The organism is Myxococcus sp. MxC21-1, from assembly GCF_032612255.1.
GTDB classification, from domain to species: Bacteria; Myxococcota; Myxococcia; order Myxococcales; family Myxococcaceae; genus Myxococcus; species Myxococcus virescens.
The window spans coordinates 4,743,594-4,762,725 of the sequence record NZ_CP123278.1; the positions used below are offsets into that span (position 1 = coordinate 4,743,594).

13 protein-coding genes and 2 pseudogenes are annotated in these 19,132 nt (G+C 69.0%); 4 read left to right on the forward strand and 11 right to left on the reverse strand.

What is annotated here, in order from left to right:
* Positions 1–91 precede the first annotated feature (91 nt).
* Complete coding sequence (locus QEG98_RS21235) at positions 92–592, forward strand: helix-turn-helix domain-containing protein (RefSeq protein WP_316562601.1); 501 nt, start codon at positions 92–94, stop codon at positions 590–592.
* A 47-nt stretch (positions 593–639) separates the two neighbouring features.
* On the opposite strand, the gene cmk is transcribed toward QEG98_RS21235, so the two are convergent.
* From cmk to QEG98_RS21250, 3 genes are read right to left on the reverse strand one after another with little or no spacing between them, the layout of a single operon-like run.
* Positions 640–1,332 carry a (d)CMP kinase gene (gene cmk / locus QEG98_RS21240; protein WP_140863311.1) on the reverse strand — a complete coding sequence of 231 codons (693 nt, stop codon included), beginning with the start codon at positions 1,330–1,332 and terminating at the stop codon, positions 640–642.
* A complete protein-coding gene (gene hisC, locus QEG98_RS21245) occupies positions 1,329–2,420 on the reverse strand; it encodes a histidinol-phosphate transaminase (RefSeq protein WP_316562602.1) in 1,092 nt (363 codons plus the stop codon). Before hisC ends, cmk begins: the two co-directional genes overlap by 4 nt.
* Positions 2,421–2,446: 26 nt before the next feature.
* Entirely contained in the window at positions 2,447–3,415 is a 969-nt protein-coding gene (locus QEG98_RS21250; RefSeq protein WP_011554047.1) for an acetyl-CoA carboxylase carboxyltransferase subunit alpha, read from the reverse strand.
* A 72-nt stretch (positions 3,416–3,487) separates the two neighbouring features.
* Here QEG98_RS21250 and QEG98_RS21255 point away from each other — a divergent pair, with 72 nt between their 5' ends.
* Positions 3,488–4,174 (forward strand): hypothetical protein, encoded by a 687-nt coding sequence (locus QEG98_RS21255; protein WP_316562603.1) that lies wholly within the window; start codon positions 3,488–3,490, stop codon positions 4,172–4,174.
* Positions 4,175–4,452: 278 nt separating this feature from the next.
* Here QEG98_RS21255 and QEG98_RS21260 read toward each other — a convergent pair.
* From QEG98_RS21260 to QEG98_RS21285, 6 genes and pseudogenes are all read right to left on the reverse strand, one after another.
* Positions 4,453–6,416, reverse strand: a pseudogene (locus QEG98_RS21260) (ArsA family ATPase).
* Between the two features lie 269 nt (positions 6,417–6,685).
* Positions 6,686–8,137, reverse strand: a complete 1,452-nt coding sequence (gene nla6, locus QEG98_RS21265; RefSeq protein ID WP_090490492.1) for an enhancer binding protein Nla6 — start codon at positions 8,135–8,137, stop codon at positions 6,686–6,688.
* A 79-nt stretch (positions 8,138–8,216) separates the two neighbouring features.
* Positions 8,217–8,954 carry a histidine kinase dimerization/phospho-acceptor domain-containing protein gene (locus tag QEG98_RS21270; protein WP_141590089.1) on the reverse strand — a complete coding sequence of 246 codons (738 nt, stop codon included), beginning with the start codon at positions 8,952–8,954 and terminating at the stop codon, positions 8,217–8,219.
* Positions 8,955–9,130: 176 nt separating this feature from the next.
* Positions 9,131–9,583: a deoxycytidylate deaminase gene (locus tag QEG98_RS21275; protein ID WP_090490494.1), complete on the reverse strand. Its 453-nt coding sequence runs from the start codon at positions 9,581–9,583 to the stop codon at positions 9,131–9,133.
* Positions 9,584–9,677: 94 nt separating this feature from the next.
* Entirely contained in the window at positions 9,678–10,556 is an 879-nt protein-coding gene (locus QEG98_RS21280; RefSeq protein ID WP_316562604.1) for a serine protease, read from the reverse strand.
* Between the two features lie 122 nt (positions 10,557–10,678).
* Positions 10,679–12,925: a serine protein kinase PrkA gene (locus QEG98_RS21285; RefSeq protein ID WP_316562605.1), complete on the reverse strand. Its 2,247-nt coding sequence runs from the start codon at positions 12,923–12,925 to the stop codon at positions 10,679–10,681.
* A gap of 273 nt (positions 12,926–13,198) precedes the next feature.
* Between QEG98_RS21285 and QEG98_RS21290 the strand changes: the two genes are divergently transcribed.
* Positions 13,199–14,719: an Hsp70 family protein gene (locus tag QEG98_RS21290; protein ID WP_090490497.1), complete on the forward strand. Its 1,521-nt coding sequence runs from the start codon at positions 13,199–13,201 to the stop codon at positions 14,717–14,719.
* A gap of 91 nt (positions 14,720–14,810) precedes the next feature.
* Here the strand turns inward: QEG98_RS21290 and QEG98_RS21295 are convergent, their stop codons facing one another.
* Positions 14,811–16,100: a response regulator gene (locus tag QEG98_RS21295; protein ID WP_316562606.1), complete on the reverse strand. Its 1,290-nt coding sequence runs from the start codon at positions 16,098–16,100 to the stop codon at positions 14,811–14,813.
* A gap of 2 nt (positions 16,101–16,102) precedes the next feature.
* A pseudogene (locus QEG98_RS21300) lies at positions 16,103–16,882 on the reverse strand (serine/threonine-protein kinase); the annotation flags it as partial.
* Positions 16,883–17,078: 196 nt separating this feature from the next.
* On the opposite strand from QEG98_RS21300, the gene QEG98_RS21305 reads away from it, so the two are divergent.
* A complete protein-coding gene (locus QEG98_RS21305) occupies positions 17,079–19,091 on the forward strand; it encodes a carotenoid oxygenase family protein (RefSeq protein WP_316562607.1) in 2,013 nt (670 codons plus the stop codon).
* Positions 19,092–19,132 lie beyond the last annotated feature (41 nt).

Below are 19,132 nucleotides of genomic sequence, written 5' to 3' on the forward strand. Positions count from 1 at the left end.
GGCGGACTCCTGTCGCAGACCGCTTGCAGATTGCAAGCAGTCAAAACCCTATCCCTACCACTTGCACATCGCAAGGAGTAGCCTGGAGAGAATGGCCATGGCGCAGACAGGGCGATCCGGCTGCCCGATCAACCTGACGCTCGAACAGCTCGGCGACCGTTGGAGCCTGGTCGTCATCCGCGACGTCATGTTCGGAAACAGACGCAGCTACGGAGAGCTGCTCGCGCAGAGCGAGGAACGCATCGCCTCGAACATCCTCGCGGACCGGCTGAAGCGCCTGACGGCGGCCGGCCTGCTGACGCGACGCCCGGATCCCACCCACCGGCAGAAATTCATCTACAGCCTGACGGAAGCGGCCATCCAGCTCGTGCCACTCCTCGCGCACATGGGCGCCTGGGGTCGCCGGCATACGCACCCGAGCAAGGAGCTGTCCGTACGCGCGGAGCTGCTGGAACAGGGCGGCGCTCCGCTCTGGAACGCCTTCATGGAGGAGCTGCGCCACCTGCATCTCGGGGCGCCGCGGCCGGCGCGCTCGGTATTTGGCGAGTTGCAGGCCGCCTACGAGAAGGCGCTGGCGAAGCGCTCCCGCTGAGCCCGGCGCGTCGTCCTCTGCGCCGGGCCAAGGTTCAGCCACCCGCGCTAGGCGCGCTGGGCCATCCGGCGCAGGATTTCAGACTCCATCCCGTGCACCACCTCCGACAGGGGGATGCTGCTGGAGTCCACGTGCACCGCGTCCTCGGCGGCCTTCAGGGGCGCCACGGCGCGGGCGGAGTCGTCGCGGTCCCGCTTCGTCTGGTCCGCGAGCACGGCGTCCAGGCTGCTCTCCACGCCCTTCTGGAACAGCTCCTCGTAGCGGCGCCGGGCGCGCACCTCGGGGCTGGCCGCCAGGAAGAACTTCGCGTCCGCGTCCGGGAACACCACCGTGCCGATGTCACGGCCCTCCAGGATGGCGCCCTTCTCCGCCTCCAGCGCCAGCCGCCGCTGGAGCTGCAGCAGGCCCGCGCGCACGACCGGCCGTCCGGACACCTGGGACGCCGCCATGGAGATGTCTGGCGTGCGAATCTCCCCGGACACGTCCTGGCCGCCCAGGAAGACGTGGTTCTCCTCGCCCACCACCTGGAAGTGGATGTGCACGCGGCCCAGCAGCGCCCCCAGGCCCGCGTCGTCGTCGAAGGCGATGCCCTCACGCTGGGCCATCACGGCCACGCAGCGGTAGATGGCGCCCGTGTCCACCAGCGAGAAGCCCAGCCGGCGCGCCAGCAGCTTGGACACCGAGGACTTGCCGGCGCCCGCGGGGCCGTCGATGGCGACGATGAAAGGCCGGGCGCTCATGACAGGAGCTCTTTCAACACCTGGACGCAACGCGCGTTCTCCGCGGGCGTGCCCACGGAGATGCGCACGTGGTTCGGGAAGCCCTGCCCCGCGAAGGGCCGGACGATGACGCCCTTGCGCAGCAGCTGCTCGTACAGCGCCACCGCGGGACGCCCGAAGTCCACGAACACGAAGTTGGCGTGGCTGTGCGTGAGCGTGCCGCCCAGCTTCGGCAACTCCGCGGCGAAGTAGTCCAGGCCCGCGCGGTTCACCTCACGCGTGCGGCGCACGTGCTCGGTGTCTTCCAGGGCCGCCAGACCCGCGGCCTGGGCCAGCACCGTCAGGTTGAAGGGCATGCGCGTGCGGTGCAGGTACGCCGCCAGCCGGGCATCCATGATGCCGTAGCCCAGGCGCACGCCCGCCAGCCCGTGAATCTTGCTGAAGGTGCGCAGCGCCACCAGGTTCGGGTGCCGGCCGACCAGCGGCACGGCGCTGGTGTACTCGGGCCACTCGACGAACTCGAAGTAGGCCTCGTCGTGCACCACCAGCACCTCCGGCGGCACCGCGGCCAGGAAGCGCGTCAGGGCGTCGCGGCTGAACGCGGTGCCCGTGGGGTTGTCCGGGTTGGCCAGGAACACCATCCGCGTGCGCGGGGTGATGGCCTTCGCCATGGCCTCCAGGTCGTACTGGAAGCCCTCGCGCATGGGCACCTCCACGAAGGGCCGCCCGTGGGCCTGCGCGGAGATGCGGTACGCGGAGAAGGAGCCCTGGCACAGGAGGATTTCGTCCTCCGGCGTGGTGAAGGTGCGGATGAGCAGCTCGATGAGCTCGTTGGAGCCGCTGCCCAGCACCACCTGCTCCGGCTTCACGTCCACGTGCGCGGCCAGCTTGCGCACCAGGTGGAAGGACGTGGCGTCGGGGTACAGGTGCGTCGCGCCAGAGACGTTCCGCATGGCCTCCACGGCGCGCGGGGAGGGCCCCAGTGGGTTTTCGTTCGAGGCCAGCTTGATGACGCCCTTGAGGCCGAACTCGCGCTCGGTCTCTTCAATGGGCTTGCCGGGCACGTACGGCTTGAGCGTCTCAACGTGGGTGGGGACGAGCGGTCGCATGGTGTAAGGGCCCTGATACGGTGGATTCAGCGTCCGGAGAACACACCGAGCGCGCGAAACTTCGCGTACCGGTCCTGGACCAGTTCATCGGGCGACAGCTCAGCGAGCTGTCCCAGGTGCTTGCGCAGCGTCTTGCCCAGCGCCTCCGCCATCTTCGCGGGGTCGCGGTGGGCCCCGCCAGCGGGCTCGGCGATGGCCTCGTCGATGATCTTCATCTCCAGCAGGTCCTTCGCGGTGAGCCGCATCGCGTCCGCGGCCTTGTCCGCCTTGGCGGCGTCGCGGAACAGGATGGAGGCGCAGCCCTCCGGGGAGATGACGGAGTAGACGCTGTTCTGGAGCATCAGCACGCGGTTGCCCACGCCAATGGCCAGCGCGCCGCCGGAGCCACCCTCCCCCACCACCGTGGAGATGATGGGCACGCGCAGCCGGCTCATGACCTCCAGGTTGACGGCGATGGCCTCGGCCTGCCCGCGCTCCTCGGCGCCGATGCCCGGGTACGCGCCCGGCGTGTCGACGAAGGTGAGGATGGGCTTCTCGAAGCGCTCGGCCAGCTCCATGAGGCGGCGGGCCTTGCGGTAGCCCTCCGGGCGCGGCATGCCGAAGTTGCGCGCCATGTTCTCCTTGGTGTTGCGGCCCTTCTGGTGGCCCATCACCATCACCGGCTTGCCGTCGAAGCGCGCGAAGCCGCCGACGATGGACGGGTCCTCGCCAAAGGCCCGGTCACCGCACAGCTCGACGAAGTCGGTGAAGAGGTAGTGGACGTAGTCGAGGAAGTAGGGGCGGTTCGGGTGCCGGGACATCTGCACCACCTGCCACCGAGTCAGGTCGCTGAAGATCTCCGTCTGGAGCTTCTTCGCCTTCTTCTCGAGCTTGGAGATCTCCGAGGAGAAGTCCACCGTGCCGCTGGTGGAGAGGACCTTGAGCTCGTCGATCTTCTTTTCCAGCTCAATCAGGGGGCGCTCGAACTCGAGCACATAGCTGGTACCGGTTGCCATGGCGCGGAACTAGCACCAGGGTAAGGCGGCTTTCAACGCGCAAGCGTTTACGCACCCCCTGTCTGGAGGCACATGCACCCCGCCCTGCCCCTGTTGCTCATGGCCCTCACGGGCGCCGCGCCCACCCCCAATGCTCGGGGACTGAACACCCAGGGCTTCCGGCTGTACCAGGCGGGGCGCTACCCAGAGGCCCTGGAGCGCTTCCAGGCGTCCGCCCGGGAGTCCCCGGGCTATGCGCTGGCCCACTACAACCTGGCCGCCACCCTGGGGCTGCTCCGCAAGCAGGGGAAGGTCTGCGAGTACAGCGCCCACCGGGACGTCATCGTCGAGCACCTCACCCAGGCGGTGAAGCTGGATGCCCGGCGGCTCACCCGCGCGAAGGAAGACGCGGACTTCACCCCCATCCGGGACACCCTGGGCTGGCAGAAGCTGCTGGGCCGCAGCCCGGCGAGGGAGGCGGATGTCCCCGTGCTGCTGCGCGAGGTGTCCTGGTTCGGCCCGGGTGTGGGCGTCTACGGCACCACCCAGGGGCTGCGCTTCGGCCCCTCCGGCAAGGTCACCCTGTGGACGAAGGAGGTGGGCGACGACGGGACGCCCCGCCAGAAGGAGACGCGGGGCCGCTACACGGTGCGCGGCAGGAAGGTAACGCTCCGGTTGAATGGCCGCGCGCCGCTGGAAGGCACGCTGACGGAGACGGGCGCGCTCACCTTCCCCGGCCTGGAGACGTTCACCGACTCACCTTCGGAATGCGAGGCGTGAGCCCCCGCGGGCCTCCGTGCCTTCCAGCCATCAGTCGCGACGTGAGCCACGCTCGCTTTCAGATACGGCCCGCGCAACCCCCTTGGCACCCATGCCGCGCGTCGTCATGGTGCGCACGGGGGCAGGTGGGAAGGGATGATTCTTCGGGGTGGAATCAGGGCGTGAGGCGGATGTGGCGGCGGCCCCCTCTACTTCTGCACAACGGCCAGGACACTCCCGCCGGGTGAAACGAAGCCCGGCAGGGCGCCCCTTGGCTCGCGCCACGGCGAGCCTGGGCCTCAGGCCGCCTTGGTCTTCGCGGCCGGCGGCGACAGCGCGTACCACGCCGTGCGGAAGGCCTTCAGCTCGCGCAGACCCGCCGGGTGACGGCCCAGGGCCGGCGCCATGGTCACCGGCAGGCCCAGCTTCTTCTCGATGGCCTTCGCCGCGTTGAGCTCCAGCTTGCGCCGGTTCTCGCACTTGTCGCAGGTGGACTTGGGGCCCACGCGGTTGACGAGCACCCGCTCCACGGGGAGCTTCTTCTCCCTCAGGTACTCCACAAGCCGCTCGGTGCGGGCCGCGGCCAGCTCCTCGCCACGCGTGACGACCACGAAGCGCGCCTCGCTCGGGGAGGCCAGCGCGTCCTCGAAGCGCTTCACGTGCTTGATCATCCCGGCGATGTCGTCCGCCAGCTCGCCCAGGCCCTTGGCGCGGTGCTTGGTCAGCACCGCGTGCAGCGCGCCCAGCCACGTCTTGGCCGTCTCCGCCATTTCCACCACGCGCACGGACGTCACCACCGGCGCCGAGTCCACCACGATGCGCTTGAAGCGCTCCTGCACCAGCGCGTCCGTCAGGCAGGACAGCGCGGCCAGCTCGTCGATGCCCGGCGGCGCGCACTCCAGCAGGTTGCGCAGGTAGAGCAGATCCGAGGGCACCTCGCTGCCCGACCGGGGCGCGCCCTCGAAGGCCTTCTCCGCCTTCTCCTTCACCCGCTTGCGCAGGGCATTGAACCAGCCGGCGATGTCCAGCTCGCGCGCGTACAGGCCCTTGGTGCCCTTTACCTGCGTCTCCGTGTCCGTCAGACGGCTCTGCAGCACGTCCGACAGCGAGTGCGCCGGATCCGTGGAGATGAGGAGCACCGGCCCCTCCTTCTCCGTCAGCGTCACCGCGGCGGCGGCGGCGCAGGAGCTCTTGCCCACCCCGCCCTGCCCCACGAAGAAGATGAGCCGCGTGGGCGGCAGCGGCGGCGCGGCGATGGGCGGCATGGACGGCGCGCGCACTAGCGCCGGAGGCCCTTCGGCCGCGGCGAACTCCAGCGCCTTGGTCTCCTTGCCAGCGGCCCACGCCTTGGCAAGCAGCAGGCCATCCAGCCCGCGCGGCGCCACTTCACGCCGGCCCAACAGGTGCACCGGCACCGTCTTGTCCAGCGCCTGGAACTTGCGGACGTGGGGGCCTGTAGGCCGCGGCGCCCCTGACACGCGGGACAGCCGTCCTTGTCCTCGATCTGATTGACGACGATCTCCGTCACCGGCAGCCCGCGCTCGCGAAGCTGGGTGAAGAGCATGCGCGTCTGCGCCTCGGGCACCGGCTCCGCCAGCGCCACCAGGTGGAAGGCCGTGCGCGTGGCGTCCTTCAGCAGCGCCAGCAGCTTCTCCGCCTTCTGCCCCACCTGATCCAGGAAGCCGGGCGCATCGGCCGCGGCGGCCGCCTTCTTGCCCTTCTTCGCTGGCGCCTCCGTCTTGTCCCCACCGGCCTTCACCAGGCCCAGAAACTTGCGCAGGCTCGCCGGCAGGTCGAACAGCCGCAGGGTGTGGCTGGTGGGCGCGGCGTCCACCACGATGCGGTCGAACTCCTCGCCCTCCAGCAGGTCCACCACGTGGAAGAGCGCCACCAGCTCCTCCAGCCCCGGCACGGCCTGCTGGTACAGCTTGCCCATGTCGTCTTCCGACACGTGCGTGCCCTTCGCCGCGGCCTTCGACAGCGCTGGCAGGTAGGAGGCCAGGAAGGGCTTCATCAGCGCCGCCGGCTCCACTTCCAGGCCGTACACGCCGCCGTCTCCCTTGCCCGGAACCAGCTTGGTCGCCTTGGCAGGGAGCTTCTTCTTCACCAGGTCCGACAGGGAGCGGACCGGGTCCAACGACACGAGCAGCACCCGCTCCTTGGGCGCCTCCTCCGAAAGCCTCAACGCATATGCCGCCGCGAGCGTGGTCTTACCTACCCCGCCTTTGCCGCCGAAGAAGTGAAGTACTCGCGCGTCGCTCATTGCGTTGTGGCCTTCCTTGTGCCCCCCCGCGGCACCCGATGCACACTCCGGGGCGCCCGAATAGATTGGCGCCGCTGGAGTTGCCCGAGGCGTGGAACATGTACGGCCGGGCACTCCCTGTGGGTGGGAGACCCCCCAAGAATCCCCCGTCCGGAGGTCAAAAGTCAAGAATTGACGGGGGTTTCGCGGCGGGGTCGCCGCCTGGGCGGGCATCCCCTCCGAGCCAGGCCAAGAGCCCGGAATCCGAAGGGGATTTCCTACCTGTGAGGTCAGCGGATGACGAACGAGTTGGTGCCCACGGCCCCCATCGCGCCGTCACTTCCCTGCCCGCCCAGGGGGCCGCCACCGCCGCCGGGCGCCTGCTGCGCGCGGGCCTCGGCCGCGTAGCGGTTGAGCTTGTTGTAAAGCGTCTTCTCGCTCACCCCCAGCACCTCGGCGGTGCGGGCCTTGTTGTTCCCGTTCCGCTGGAGGCTGCCCAGGATGTACTCGCGCTCCACCGCGTCCAGGCTCAGCCCGAAGGGCAGCCGGAAGGTGTGGCGCTCCGGGCTCTTGCCGGCCATGTCGGGCGGCAGGTGCTCGCGGGTGATCAGCTCCCCGTCGCACAGGATGACGGCGCGCTCCACCGCGTTGCGCAGCTCGCGGATGTTGCCCGGCCAGTCGTAGTTCTTCAGGACCTCCATGGCCTCCGGGTGCACGCCGCTGACGCGCTTGCCGGAGTCGCCGCGGAACTTGTCCACGAAGTGCTGCACCAGGATGGGGACGTCGTCGCGGCGCTCGCGCAGGGGCGGCAGGTGGATCTGGAAGACGTTGAGGCGGAAGTAGAGATCCTCGCGGAAGCGCCCGTTCTTGATCTCCTGCTTGAGGTCGCGGTTGGTGGCGCAGAGCACGCGCACGTCCACCTCGATCTCCACCTTGCCGCCCAGCCGGCGCAGCTTGCCCTCTTCCAGCACGCGCAGGAGCTTGGCCTGCAGCTCGATGGGAATCTCACCCAATTCGTCCAGGAAGAGCGTGCCGCCGTGGGCCATCTCGAACACGCCGGGCCGCCGCTGATCCGCGCCGGTGAAGGCGCCGCGCTCGTGGCCGAACAGCTCGGACTCGATGAGCGTGGCCGGGATGGACGCGCAGTTGATGGCGATGAAGGGCTTGTCGCGGCGCAGGGACAGGTTGTGCACCGCGCGGGACACCACTTCCTTGCCCGTGCCGGACTCGCCGCTGATGGACACGCTGGCCTTGGAGGGCGCCACCTTCTCCACCAGCTCGATGACCTTGCGCATGCCCACAGACTGCGCAATCAGGTCCGACGAGCCGAGCTGCTTCAGACGCCGCCGCAGCGTCTGCACCTCGCGCATCGTCTCCTTCTTCTCCAGCGCCCGGTCGATACAGACCTTGAGCCGCGCGGTATCCAGCGGCTTGACGATGAAGTCGTAGGCGCCCTCGCGGATGGACTCCACCGCGGCGTCGATGGTGCCTCGCCCCGTCAGGAAGACCACCGGGCAGTCCGGCAGCTCCTCCTTCAGGTTGCGCAGCAACCAGAGCCCATCCGTCTCCGGCATGGCCAGATCCGACAGGACCACGTCCGGCCGGAACTCGTTCGCCTTGCGAAGGGCGTCATGCCCGTCGAATGCGATCTCGACCTTGTGTCCCCAGGCGCTGAGCATGTCCGCCAGCGCCTCACACGTGTCGCGTTCGTCATCCACGGCCAGGATTCGTGCGCTGCCCAAGTGAAGACCTCCCGTACTGCGTCGTGACGCGAAGTTGTCGTGACTCGAAATCAGAAGCCGGCCCGTCCAGATGAGACACTCAGGCGCGGGAGAAACTCAGGCGGCACAGCCCCGCCCGGACGTACAGGTCGACGCCCAACTGTGAACAGCGCAGTTGCAGCGCGGCCACGGCTTCGGGCAGGGGCTCGGGGCAGGCGCCGGCCGAATCCTCGACCTCCAGCACCGCGCTCGACTCGTCCCCGCGCACCGTGACCCGGATGGATCCGCCGTTCTCCGCCCGGCGGAAGGCGCGCAGCAGCGCCTGGATGAGGAAGAAGCCCAGCTCCGACGTGTCCTGCAGGCGGACCTGGACGCCCGCTTCCACCGCCGCCTGGACCTGGACGCGGCGCTTGCGGCCCTCGTGCCCCAGCACGCCCAGCGCCCGCGTGGTGGCCTCCGACAGGTCCGCCACGCCCGGCGCGCCGCCTCGGAAGACGACGAAGTCGCTGAACAGCTTCAGGATGCCGTCCACGCGCTGGATCTGATCGCGCATGGCCTTGAGGTTCTTCTCCTGCGACGGCGGCACGCTCCCCGTCTCCGCCTTCAGCTTCTCCGACAGGACCTCCAGGTGGATGGCCAGCGCGTTCAGCGGATTGCGGACGTCGTGCAGCAGGCTGTCCATCAGCGTGGGGACGGCCAGATACCGGGCCGCGCCCACCACGGGCTGCGGCGCGTCCTCAACAGAGGATGCACTATTTGACATTGCTGTCGAGGTAACCAACTGGAACTCCTCGGGATTTTCCCTGATCCACCCCCGCCGCCGCCCAACCGGAGCCAAGAGTTAGGGAGCCGTTCCCACATCGTCAACCCTGGGTCGGTAATTCTTGCCGGAAGTGGCAAATTCCCCATGCACGGCGCGGACTTACGTCCACCCGCGAGTGTTTTTCAGGTGACGATTGAGGAGCCCGCGCGATCCGCGCGGAAATGCCCGGACTGCCCCGCGGTGCGGGGTGATCAGGCACCCGAGGCGGGAGGCCGGGCGGCATCGCCCAGACCCACCAGGTCCAGCTTCAGCCGGGCCGCGTACTCGAAGATGCGAGGGTCCCGGTAGAACTCGCCGAACACGATGCGCACCAGGCCCGCGTTGGCGATCAGCTTGAAGCACGGCCAGCAAGGCGAGGCGGTGGTGTAGATGGTCGCCCCGTCGATGCTGACGCCGTTGGTGGCGGCCTGGATGATGGCGTTGGCCTCCGCGTGGACGGTGGCCACGCAGTGTCCGTTCTCCATCATGTGGCCCACGTCATCGCAGTGCGGCAGCCCGCGGATGGCGCCGTTGTAGCCGGTGGACAGGATGGTCCTGCCCCGGACGATGACGGCGCCCACGTGCTTGCGATCACACGTGGCGCGCGAGGCCACCTGCGTCGCGATGTCCATGAAGTACTGATCCCACGAGACACGTCCGGCCATCCCACGCCTCCAATCCGGCGGATGTACCCCGCTCGCGCGCGGTGTCGAGATTCCTGCCAGCCCGCCCGGAGGACTGGGACGCCGCGCGAAGTGGCTAACGCCCGGCGGCGTGTGCGACGCCACCTTCCGTCATGGGCTTGCGCGCCAGCAGCCGGCCAAAGCCCTTGGCCTGGAGGAAGTGGCGCACCTTCGCGCTGGGTGCGGCGAACGTCTCTCCGGGCATGGGCACGTCGAAGCTGTAGTTCTCCTCCTGCACCTCGAAGTCCACCTTCGCGGTGCGGTAGCCCTCGACGATGGCCAGCAGCCGGCCCGTCGTCAGGCTGAAGATGCCGCCGCCCGACGCGCCGTAGCCGATGGGGGCGTCCGTCTTCACCATCTTCGGGCGCTGGGAGGCCTTGTCCCACTCGACCTGGGACAGCATGCCGCCGGACAGCGAGAGCGCGCGGCCGAACGGCGAGGCGGCCACCACCACGTCCTCGCCCAGCTCCAGCTCCGCGTCCTCCGCCAGCTCCACCGCGGGCAGGTCCAGCCCCGGCACGCGCACCAGCGCGAGGTCCAGGTCAGGCACCTCGCCCATTGCCACCACCTCGCCCCGGTGCTCCAGCGACTCCGCGCGGCGGTCCACCAGCACGCGCAGCTCCGGAGCCTCCATCCCGTCCATGGCCACCGCGTGTGCGTTGGTGACCACCCAGGCGACCGTGGCGCCGTTCGCGTCCCGCTCGGCGCCCACCACCACGCCCGACGCCGTGCTGCGCACCCTGCCCTGCGAGGCCAGTTGCAGCCGCACGTTGTGCGGGAGGATGCGCCGCACCTGCTCCTTGCGCGTCATGCGCGGCGCGTCCGGCACCGCGATGACACGCTCGACGACGGGCGCCACCTGGGATGCGGGGGTGGCGGCGGCCGGCTGAGGCGGAGCACCGGCGCACGACACGAGGGCGAGCAGGGCGGGGGCGCCCAGGAGGAAGCGGGTCATCGACTCTCCGGTCTGGGGGGAAAACGGATGCAGCCAGTACAACTCCCTGGCAGCCCCCATCATCCCGAGCCCTTTCCGGCTTTGAAAGCAGGCGTCCAGGCGGGCCCCGGACGCCTGCCCGGTCACGCGTAGCGCTTCTTCATCAGGAAGAGGATGGCGTCCTTCGCGCACGCCTCGCAGTAGCCGTAGCGCTCCGCCATCGTCTTCAGCGTGCTCTGCACCTGCGTCTGCTCGCGCGCGGTGAGCTGGTTGCGGTCCTCGGACAGGTACTTGAGGACGTTCTCCTTGTTCTTGCGCAGCACGCGCTTGCGCTCCTCGAAGTAGTGATCTCGCAGGCGCTTGAACATGTCCGGGAAGATGCGGCCGTAGTCCATGACCGCGTCCGGGTTGTCCAGCCGGTGCGCGCCGATGGAGGCGATGAGTCCCCGGCGGAAGTCAGCGGCGTCCTCGCCGCGCGGCATGATGATGGCCTCCACCTCCACCATGCGCTGCTCGTCCGGTGCCTCCATCACCCCGGTGACGCGGTTGCGCATCTTCTCCCCGCGCACCCAGTGGCTGATGGTCTGAATGTAGCGCTCCACCAGCTCGCGGTACTGCCCTTCCGACACCAGGCCCATGGACTCGCGCACCTCCGAGTCCACCCGGTCCAGGTACTCCGCCTCCGCCAGCCGCACGAAGGCGTCATGGTCGTGGTAGCCGTCCACCACCTCCTGCAAGAGGAACTCGTAGACGCTCTTGTCCTTGCAGATGGCGGACAGCTCCTCCAGCACCGCCAGCGCGTTGAGGCACTTGTAGTCGGTGTTCTGCGCGGCATTGAAGAGCGCCGTCTTGATTTCGCGCGCGCTGGCGCCGGAGCGCCCCTCGTAGTTGGGGTACGCGTCCGACTCCGTGAACAGGTCCTCGCGCAGCTTGCGCAGCTCCTTCGTGTTGGCCAGGCTCAGCCGGTCCGGCGGCGCGCCCTCCTCGTAGAGGTGCAGCTTCTCCACCGGCGTCACCTGGTCGATGAGATCCTTCACGTCCTGCGGATAGCGGTCCGGAATGGGCTTCTTCAGCCGGGTGAGCACCGCCCACATGGCCGCCAGCTCCGTGGCATGGGGCGCCACGTGCTTGCCCACGGTGGTGGAGGTGATTTGCGCGTCGTAGATCTGCTGCTCGGTGCGGTAGCGGCGCAGGTAGGGCACGCGCACCAGCTCGATGCGGCCCTTGAAGGACGCGAAGTCCGGCAGTTCCTTGAAGGCGTTGAGGTGCTTCTCGTTCGCCGACGCGATGAGCACCTCGTCGAGCTGGAGGACGAAGGGCTCCAGCGGCACCTCGCCCGTCTCGCTGAAGCCCAGCAGGTACTTGAAGGCCTCCAGGGGCCGCTTGAGCAGGTCCGCGTACTCGATGAGGCCGCGGTTGGCGTGGACCAGGGGGCCGTGCGGCTCGAAGAGCACCGTGCTGTGCAGCGGCGCGGGCACGTTGAGCTGGGTGCGGTCCGCGGTGAGCTGCTGGACGACGGCGTCCACGCTCATCTGCGGCTCCACCGTCACCGTGCCCACCTGGTAGCGGCGCGACACGTAGAAGCGCTCCACCTGGACGTGGCGCATCACCTTCAGCCAGTCCCCACCGTAGGAGTTGAGCAGCGCGGTGTAGATGCGGCGGCACTTGGAGCACAGCTCGCCGTCCCGCACGTAGTCGGACAGGATGAAGTCGCCACTCTCCCCATCCCCGTTGCCCAGGCCCTTCTTCTTGAGCGCCGTCTCCAGCAGCTTGCGGCGCTCGCCGGGCGGGACGGCGAAGAGCGGGTGGTCCCGCAGCTCGCACGGCATGCGCAGGTCGATGGACTCCGCGTCCAGGTGCGCGAAGGTGGTCATCTCCCCGCTGGCGGAGTCCCGCTCACCGAAGCCAATGGAGCCCTTGATGAGCTTCTCCGACGGGAACACCCAGGCGAGCCGGTAGAGCGCGCCCTGGGGCAGCCGCGAGTACGCCTCCATGCCCTCCTTCAGGGCATTGACGAGCGTGGACTTGGCGCTGCCATTGGGCCCGTGCAGGAGAATGAGCTTGTTGATACGGCCGGCCCGCACGAAGTTGCCGAGCAACCGGTAGATGGCGTTCTGCACCTCCTCCTGGCCCGCCACCCGGTCATCCCGGTCGCCGCCGGGCACGTCGAAGACCTGGAAGCGCCGGATGGTGCCCGTGGGGTGCGGCACCGTGGTGGTGCCGAAGTGGTCCATCACGTCCCGCAGGTACTGCGCCGCGTTGCGGGCCTGGCCCTTCGGGTCGCTGAAAAAGAGGGAGAGATACTCCTCGAAGGAGAGAATCGACCGGTTCTTGACGAAGTCGGCGTTCACCTGCGCGCCCACTTCCTGCAGATAACCCTTCGCGTCCAAGTTGACTCTCCTCTGGTCCGTCGTCCACCACCAAGTTTTCCGCCCGGGCCACCAATGTCCAGCACCCCAGACGCCATTGTCGGCTGGGGCACGCGCTGCTGGCCACCGGGCGGCCACAGGGAGCGCTACGGCGCCCTCCAGGGGAAGCAGGGAGCCCGGGTCCGCATTCCCGGGGAGCGGCAAACGCCGCGGTGTGTGAACTCGCGCGCGGCGCGAGGGTGCGCTACGGTCTTTTCCTTCCTCTGCGGCCTACCCACCCGGAGTCCAAGCAAGATGCACAAGGAGCCCATCATCGGCATCGACCTCGGCACGACCAACTCGTGCGCGGCGATCGTCGAGGACAGCGGGAACGTCAAGCTCATCCCCTACAAGGGCGGCGAGTACACCATCCCCTCGATCTTCGCGATCGACGACAAGGGGAACGAACTCATCGGCTACGAGGCCAAGCGCCAGTGGCAGCTCAACCCGCGCAACACCGTCTACGGTTCCAAGCGGCTGGTGGGCCGAGGCTTCGGCAGCGAAGTCGTCGACACGATGAAGCAGGTCGTGGCGTACAACATGCGCCCCGGCAAGCAGAGCGACGTCATCCTGGACGTGGGGAAGAAGGAGTTCGCCCTCCAGGAGATCAGCGCCAAGATCCTGGGGAAGATCCGCGAGGTCGCCTCCAACTACCTGAAGATGCCCATCAAGCGGGCGGTGGTGACGGTGCCGGCCTACTTCAACGACCGGCAGCGCCAGTCGGTGAAGGACGCGGGCAAGCTCATCGACCTGGAAGTGGTGCGCATCATCAACGAACCCACGGCGGCGGCGCTGGCCTACGGCGTGGGCAAGGGGCTGAAGGAGAAGGTCGTCATCTACGACCTGGGCGGCGGCACCTTCGACGTCTCCATCATCGAGATCCGCGACCGCGTCTTCGAGGTGAAGGCCACCGGCGGTGACGTCTTCCTGGGCGGCATCGACTTCGACAACGCCATCATCCACCACGTCCTCAAGGACTTCGCGGCGAAGACGGGCCTCGACCTCGCCACGGACCCGGTGGCGATGCAGCGCATCAAGGACCTGGCCGAACGCACGAAGATCGACCTCTCCGCCCGCGAGGAGGTCCCCTTCAACATCCCCTTCATCACGATGACGTCCCAGGGCCAGCCCCTGAACATCGAGATGAAGTTCAGCCGGAAGATGCTGGAGCAGCTCACCAACCAGCTCGTGGACCGGACCCTGCAGATGGTGGCGCGCGTGCTGGTGGACTCGGGACTGTCCACCAAGGACGTCGACGAGGTCATGCTCGTGGGCGGTCAGACGCGCATGCCCATCGTCCAGGACCGGCTCACCAAGTTCTTCGGCAAGCCGCCCAGCAAGGGCGTGCACCCGGACGAGGCCGTGGCCATTGGCGCCGCGCTCTACGCGCACTCGCTCCAGGACGACACCAACCTGCGCATCCAGCTCCTGGACGTGATTCCCATGGCCATTGGCCTGGAGAAGGCGGGCGGCGCCTTCCACACCGTCTTCCCGCGCAACGCGTCCATCCCCAACGCCAAGCAATTGCTGGCCACCACCAGCATGGACAACCAGACCGAGCTCGCCGTGCGCATCTTCCAGGGCGACAACGAGCTGGTGGCCCGCAACGACATGCTGGGCGAGTTCACCTTCTCCGGCATCCAGCCCGGCCGCGCCGGCGCCGCGCAGGTGGAGATCACCTTCGACGTGAACGTGGAAGGCATCCTCACCATGCGCGCCCGCGACCCGGCGTCCGGCCGCGAGATGAAGACCACGGTGCGCGTCACCAATGCCTGATGGAAGTCCCCTGCCCCGCTCCCGTGCGCCAGGAGCGGGGCGCCCTCGGCCGCCCCGGCCTTCCGCATCACGGAACAGCGGGCGCGGCCCCTCAGCCGCCCTGCGTGGTTCCCCGGCCTTCTGGCGCCGCATCCGGCGCCAGGAAGGCGGTCGCATCGTCGGGGCCCGGTGCGCCATGGCCCTCGTCTCGGGCCAGCTCGAAGAGGCCCGTCTCCACGGGCGACAGGCGGAAGCGTGACGCCGCGCGCGCCTGGGCCCGGCCGCTGACCAGCACCTGCCAACGCCCGGCCCTCGCCGCCAGCCGAGCCGCGGTGTTCACCACGTCCCCCAGCACCGTGAAGTCCAGCCGGCCGGAGGCCTTCGCCCCCACGCTGCCGGCCACCAGGTCGCCCGAATCCAGCCCCATGCAGACGCCGTGCGCATACGGTGCGCCCTCGCCGCCACGCGACGCCAGCGTACCCAGTTGCCGGTGGATGGCGTGGCAGGCCTCCAGCGCGAGGTCCACGTGCCCGGGGCCTCGGAAGACGGCCATCACCGCGTCCCCCATGAACTTGTCCACGATGCCGCCGCGCGCGAGCAACTCCGGGACAATGGCCTCGAAGTTGGCGTTGAGACGGCGCAGGGACTCCGGCGGCGCTTCCTGGTGCAGCACCGGCGTGAAGGCATCCACGTCGATGAACACCACCGTGCCGTCCACCCACTCGCCCGCCATGGCGTCCGAGCCCTGGAGCAACGGCGGCAGACGCTCCAGCACCGCGCCCGGGACGAACATGCGCAGCAGGCCGTTCTCCTCGGTGTAGCGCACGGTGCGGCGCAGCTCGCGCACGTGCTTCAGCGTCTTGACGAGCGTGGCCTCCAGGTCCGGAAAGTCGATGGGCTTGGTGATGAAGTCGAAGGCGCCGCGATTCATCGCCGTGCGGATGTTGTTCATGTCGCCATACGCGGAGACGATGACCACCCGGGTCAGCGAGCTGATCTCCCCCACGCGCGACAGGAACGTCAGCCCATCCATGCGCGGCATGTTGATGTCGCAGAGGACGACTTCAATGTCCGGATGCTGGCGCATCTCCTCCAGCGCCTCCTCGCCGTCCGCGGCGAAGAGGAACTGGTAGACGGAGCGGCGGATCTGCTTGCGGAAGCTCTGCTCCATCAGCACGACGATGTCCGGCTCGTCATCGACGACCAGGATTTTCGCCGGGCGCGACGGCCGGCCCTCGTCCACCGCGCTGGTGAGGGCGGAGGCCAGCTCGTGGGCGGACTGGAAGCGGCGCGCGGGGTCCACGTCCAGGGCGCGCGCGAAGAAGGCATCCACCTCCGTGCCCAGCTCCGGGGACAGGCTGGACGGCGTCGCGGGCGGCGGCGGCACGTTGCCCAGGCGCATCTGCCGCAGCGACTCCAGGGGAACGGGTGCTGGCCCGTCAACGCGCGGTACGCCACCACGGCCAGCGACCAGAGGTCACAGCGGTGGTCCAGCCGCGGCTCCAGCCCTCGGAGCTGCTCGGGGCTCATGTACCGGGGCGTGCCGGCCATCTCCTCCTCGGGATGCGGCCGGGCCGCGCCGCCCGACATCAGCAGCGCCAAACCGAAGTCCAACACCTTCACCTGCTCGCCATGCTCCGTGCGCGCGAGGAACAGGTTGGCCGGCTTGAGGTCGCGGTGGATGACGCCCGCGGCGTGCGCGGCGGTGAGCGCGCGGGCCGTCTGCGTCACCAGCCGCTCCACCATGGCCAGGGACAGCCGGCCGCGGCGGTTCAACAGGGCCTCCAGGTCCTCGCCCACCAGCCACTCCATGACGATGTAGGGCGTCTCGCCGGAGAGGTCGCAGTCGTGGACCTGGATGACGTGGGGATTCTGGAGGCGGGCAATCGCCTGCGCTTCCCATTCGAACTGCCGGCGAGCCAGGGGCGCGGGCGCGCAGTGGGCCGCCATCAGCTTGAGGGCCACGCGGCGCTGGAGCTTGGGATCCAACGCCACCCAGATGGTGCCCATGCCACCGCCCGCCAGCCGCCGCTCCAGAACGTAGCGGTCGCCAATGACTTGTCGCTCGGAGTGGGAGTCTTCGACCATGGGAAGCGGGAAGTGTCTCACACCGGCCCCTCGCAAGGTACTGCGGGCCGCCCTCTCCCGCGGCAGCCAGCCGCGCGGCGTCGACCGGCCTGTCACAACGCGCGTGCTACGGTCCCCGCCCCCATCCCGATGCGGCGCTCACTCACCCAACCTCCGGAGGCGTCATGCCCGAGACTGAATCCGTCCTGAAGCCCCCGCCCCCGCGGCGACCGAAGCGCCCCCGTCCCTCTCGCGCGATTCGGACGGCCATGCGCTCCCCGGTCTGCACGTCCCACCGGGGCTCAGGCCCGGCATGCCACGCAACGCGATGACCACCAGCCCGGTGGAGTACGTCAACGAGCCGCTGCAGGTGCTCGCCGGCACGCTGCCCGAGGACCTGCAGGGTCACGTCTATGTCGCGGGGCCCAGCGTGCACGCGGGCTCCCCGGCCCTGGCCTCGGACGGGCTCGTGCTGCGCCTGGACTTCCAGGTGGGCGGCGCCCGGTTCACCTCCGCCACCATGCGCACCCCCTCGTACTACGCGCGCCAGCAGGTGGACGCGGGCGCGACGGCGCGAGGCCCCCTGACGCGGCTGCTCAACCGCTTCCGCAAGACGACGCTGGCGGACGTGTCACTCACGCTGGGCCCGCAGGAGACGCCCAACACGGCGCCCTTCCTGGTCGAGGGCGAGCGGATGCTGCTGGTGACGACGGACGCGGGCCGCCCGTGGGCCATCCACCCCAAGACGTTGAAGGCGTACACACCGCTGGGCTACCTGCGCGAGTGGAACCGCGCCCTCCCCACGCCGTGGGCCTTCCCCCTGCTGCAGAGCACGGCCCACCCGGCCTTCGACCCCGCCGAGCGCCTGGGCCCACGCATCAACAAGGACCGGCCCCGCCTCTTCTTCACCAACCATGCGCCCAAGTGGCCCCTGGGCGCCGGTTACACGCAACTGGTGAGCTGGGACACGGAGGAGAACCGGCTGAACCACTGGAAGCTGATGGACGCGGCCACGGGCGAGCCGGTGGTGGCGTCTTCGCTGCACCAGATCGCCGCCACGCGGGACTACGTGGTGCTGCTGGACGCCAACTTCCCCATCAACTTCTGGCAGATCGCCGCGCAGGCGGCGGTGCCCTTCCTGCCGCGGGTGCAGCGCGCGGTGGAGTGGCTGACTGCGTCCCCCGCCGCCCCGCAAGCGGTGTTCTGGGTGGTGCGGCGAGCGGACCTCCAGACGTCACCCGGGACGCTGGACCCGGAGAATCCGCCGCTCGTGTCCGCGCACCGCTTCCAGGCGGGAGGCGGCGGGCTGCACTTCGCAGCCATCTACGAGAACCCCAACGACGTCATCACCCTGGTCGCGGCGCACTCTCCCACCGAGGACCTGTCTCATACGCTGGAGCCGGGCGAGCTGCTCATCAATGGCAACCGCGTGCAGGACTGGCAGGCGGGAATGCCCACGGCGGTGCCCGTCACCCGCAGCTCCATGGGGGTGCACCGCATCGACATGAAGCGGCTGCGCATCCAGTCCAATCTGTATTCGCATGACGACTTCACCTGGGGCCTGACGGTCTTCTCCAACGCCGGCCTGGTGAATGGCGAGTTGGAGGCCCACTTCCGGCTGCTGGGCCACGTGATGAACGCCAAGTTGCCGACGAAGGAACTGGCGCTCTACCTCAACTCGGACGGCTTCACGGCGGACATGGTCCCCGAGGCGCTCTACCAGCTCTACAAGCCCGTCGTCGGGGACAAGTCCGCGCTGCCCATCCGCGATGGCCGCGCGGCGAGCTTCTGCAAGTTCTTCGTCGACTCCGGCCGCTTCGAGGGCTACGTGCTGCCCACCGGCTGGTTCGGCTTCGCGCCGCAGTTCGTCCCCAGCGCCCGGTTCCCCCAGGTGCCACACTGGAAGGGCTACGTGGTGGCGCTCGTCGTGTCGGACCCGACGCCGGACCTGCCTGAGAACTCCACGGGCGACGAGGTCTGGATCTTCGACTCCGAGGACCTGGCCAAGGGCCCCATCTGCCGGCTGGGCAGCCGCAACTTCGACGTGGGCATGACGCTGCACACCACGTTCCTGCCACCGGGCCTGGAGGAGCTCCTGGAAGGCCAGCCCCCGGGCAACGTGGCCCCGTACTGCGTGGACGTGCGGCAGGACCTCGACATGGACGCCATCGAACGGACGTACCTGGAGTGGCCCCAGACGCTGCTCCCACGGGTGCCCGGGGTGCTGTTCGCCCCGTGGCGCCTGGGCGTGAAGTGGGCATTGAACTTCCCGAAGCTGCGGCAGGTGCTCCAGGAGGACGTGTATCCGCACTTCCCGCGCAGGTGACTGCGTCAAGGCGCAGCTTCTTCGTCAGCGCCCCTGACGTC

Coding starts and splice junctions, on each gene's coding strand:
- QEG98_RS21250 (WP_011554047.1), bottom strand. CDS start 3,415: ATGGCAACCGGTACCAGCTATGTGCTCGAGTTCGAGCGCCCCCTGATT.
- QEG98_RS21280 (WP_316562604.1), bottom strand. CDS start 10,556: ATGACCCGCTTCCTCCTGGGCGCCCCCGCCCTGCTCGCCCTCGTGTCG.
- QEG98_RS21295 (WP_316562606.1), bottom strand. CDS start 16,100: ATGCGCCTGGGCAACGTGCCGCCGCCGCCCGCGACGCCGTCCAGCCTG.
- QEG98_RS21290 (WP_090490497.1), top strand. CDS start 13,199: ATGCACAAGGAGCCCATCATCGGCATCGACCTCGGCACGACCAACTCG.
- QEG98_RS21305 (WP_316562607.1), top strand. CDS start 17,079: ATGCCACGCAACGCGATGACCACCAGCCCGGTGGAGTACGTCAACGAG.
- cmk (WP_140863311.1), bottom strand. CDS start 1,332: ATGAGCGCCCGGCCTTTCATCGTCGCCATCGACGGCCCCGCGGGCGCC.
- QEG98_RS21275 (WP_090490494.1), bottom strand. CDS start 9,583: ATGGCCGGACGTGTCTCGTGGGATCAGTACTTCATGGACATCGCGACG.
- QEG98_RS21235 (WP_316562601.1), top strand. CDS start 92: ATGGCCATGGCGCAGACAGGGCGATCCGGCTGCCCGATCAACCTGACG.
- hisC (WP_316562602.1), bottom strand. CDS start 2,420: ATGCGACCGCTCGTCCCCACCCACGTTGAGACGCTCAAGCCGTACGTG.
- QEG98_RS21255 (WP_316562603.1), top strand. CDS start 3,488: ATGCACCCCGCCCTGCCCCTGTTGCTCATGGCCCTCACGGGCGCCGCG.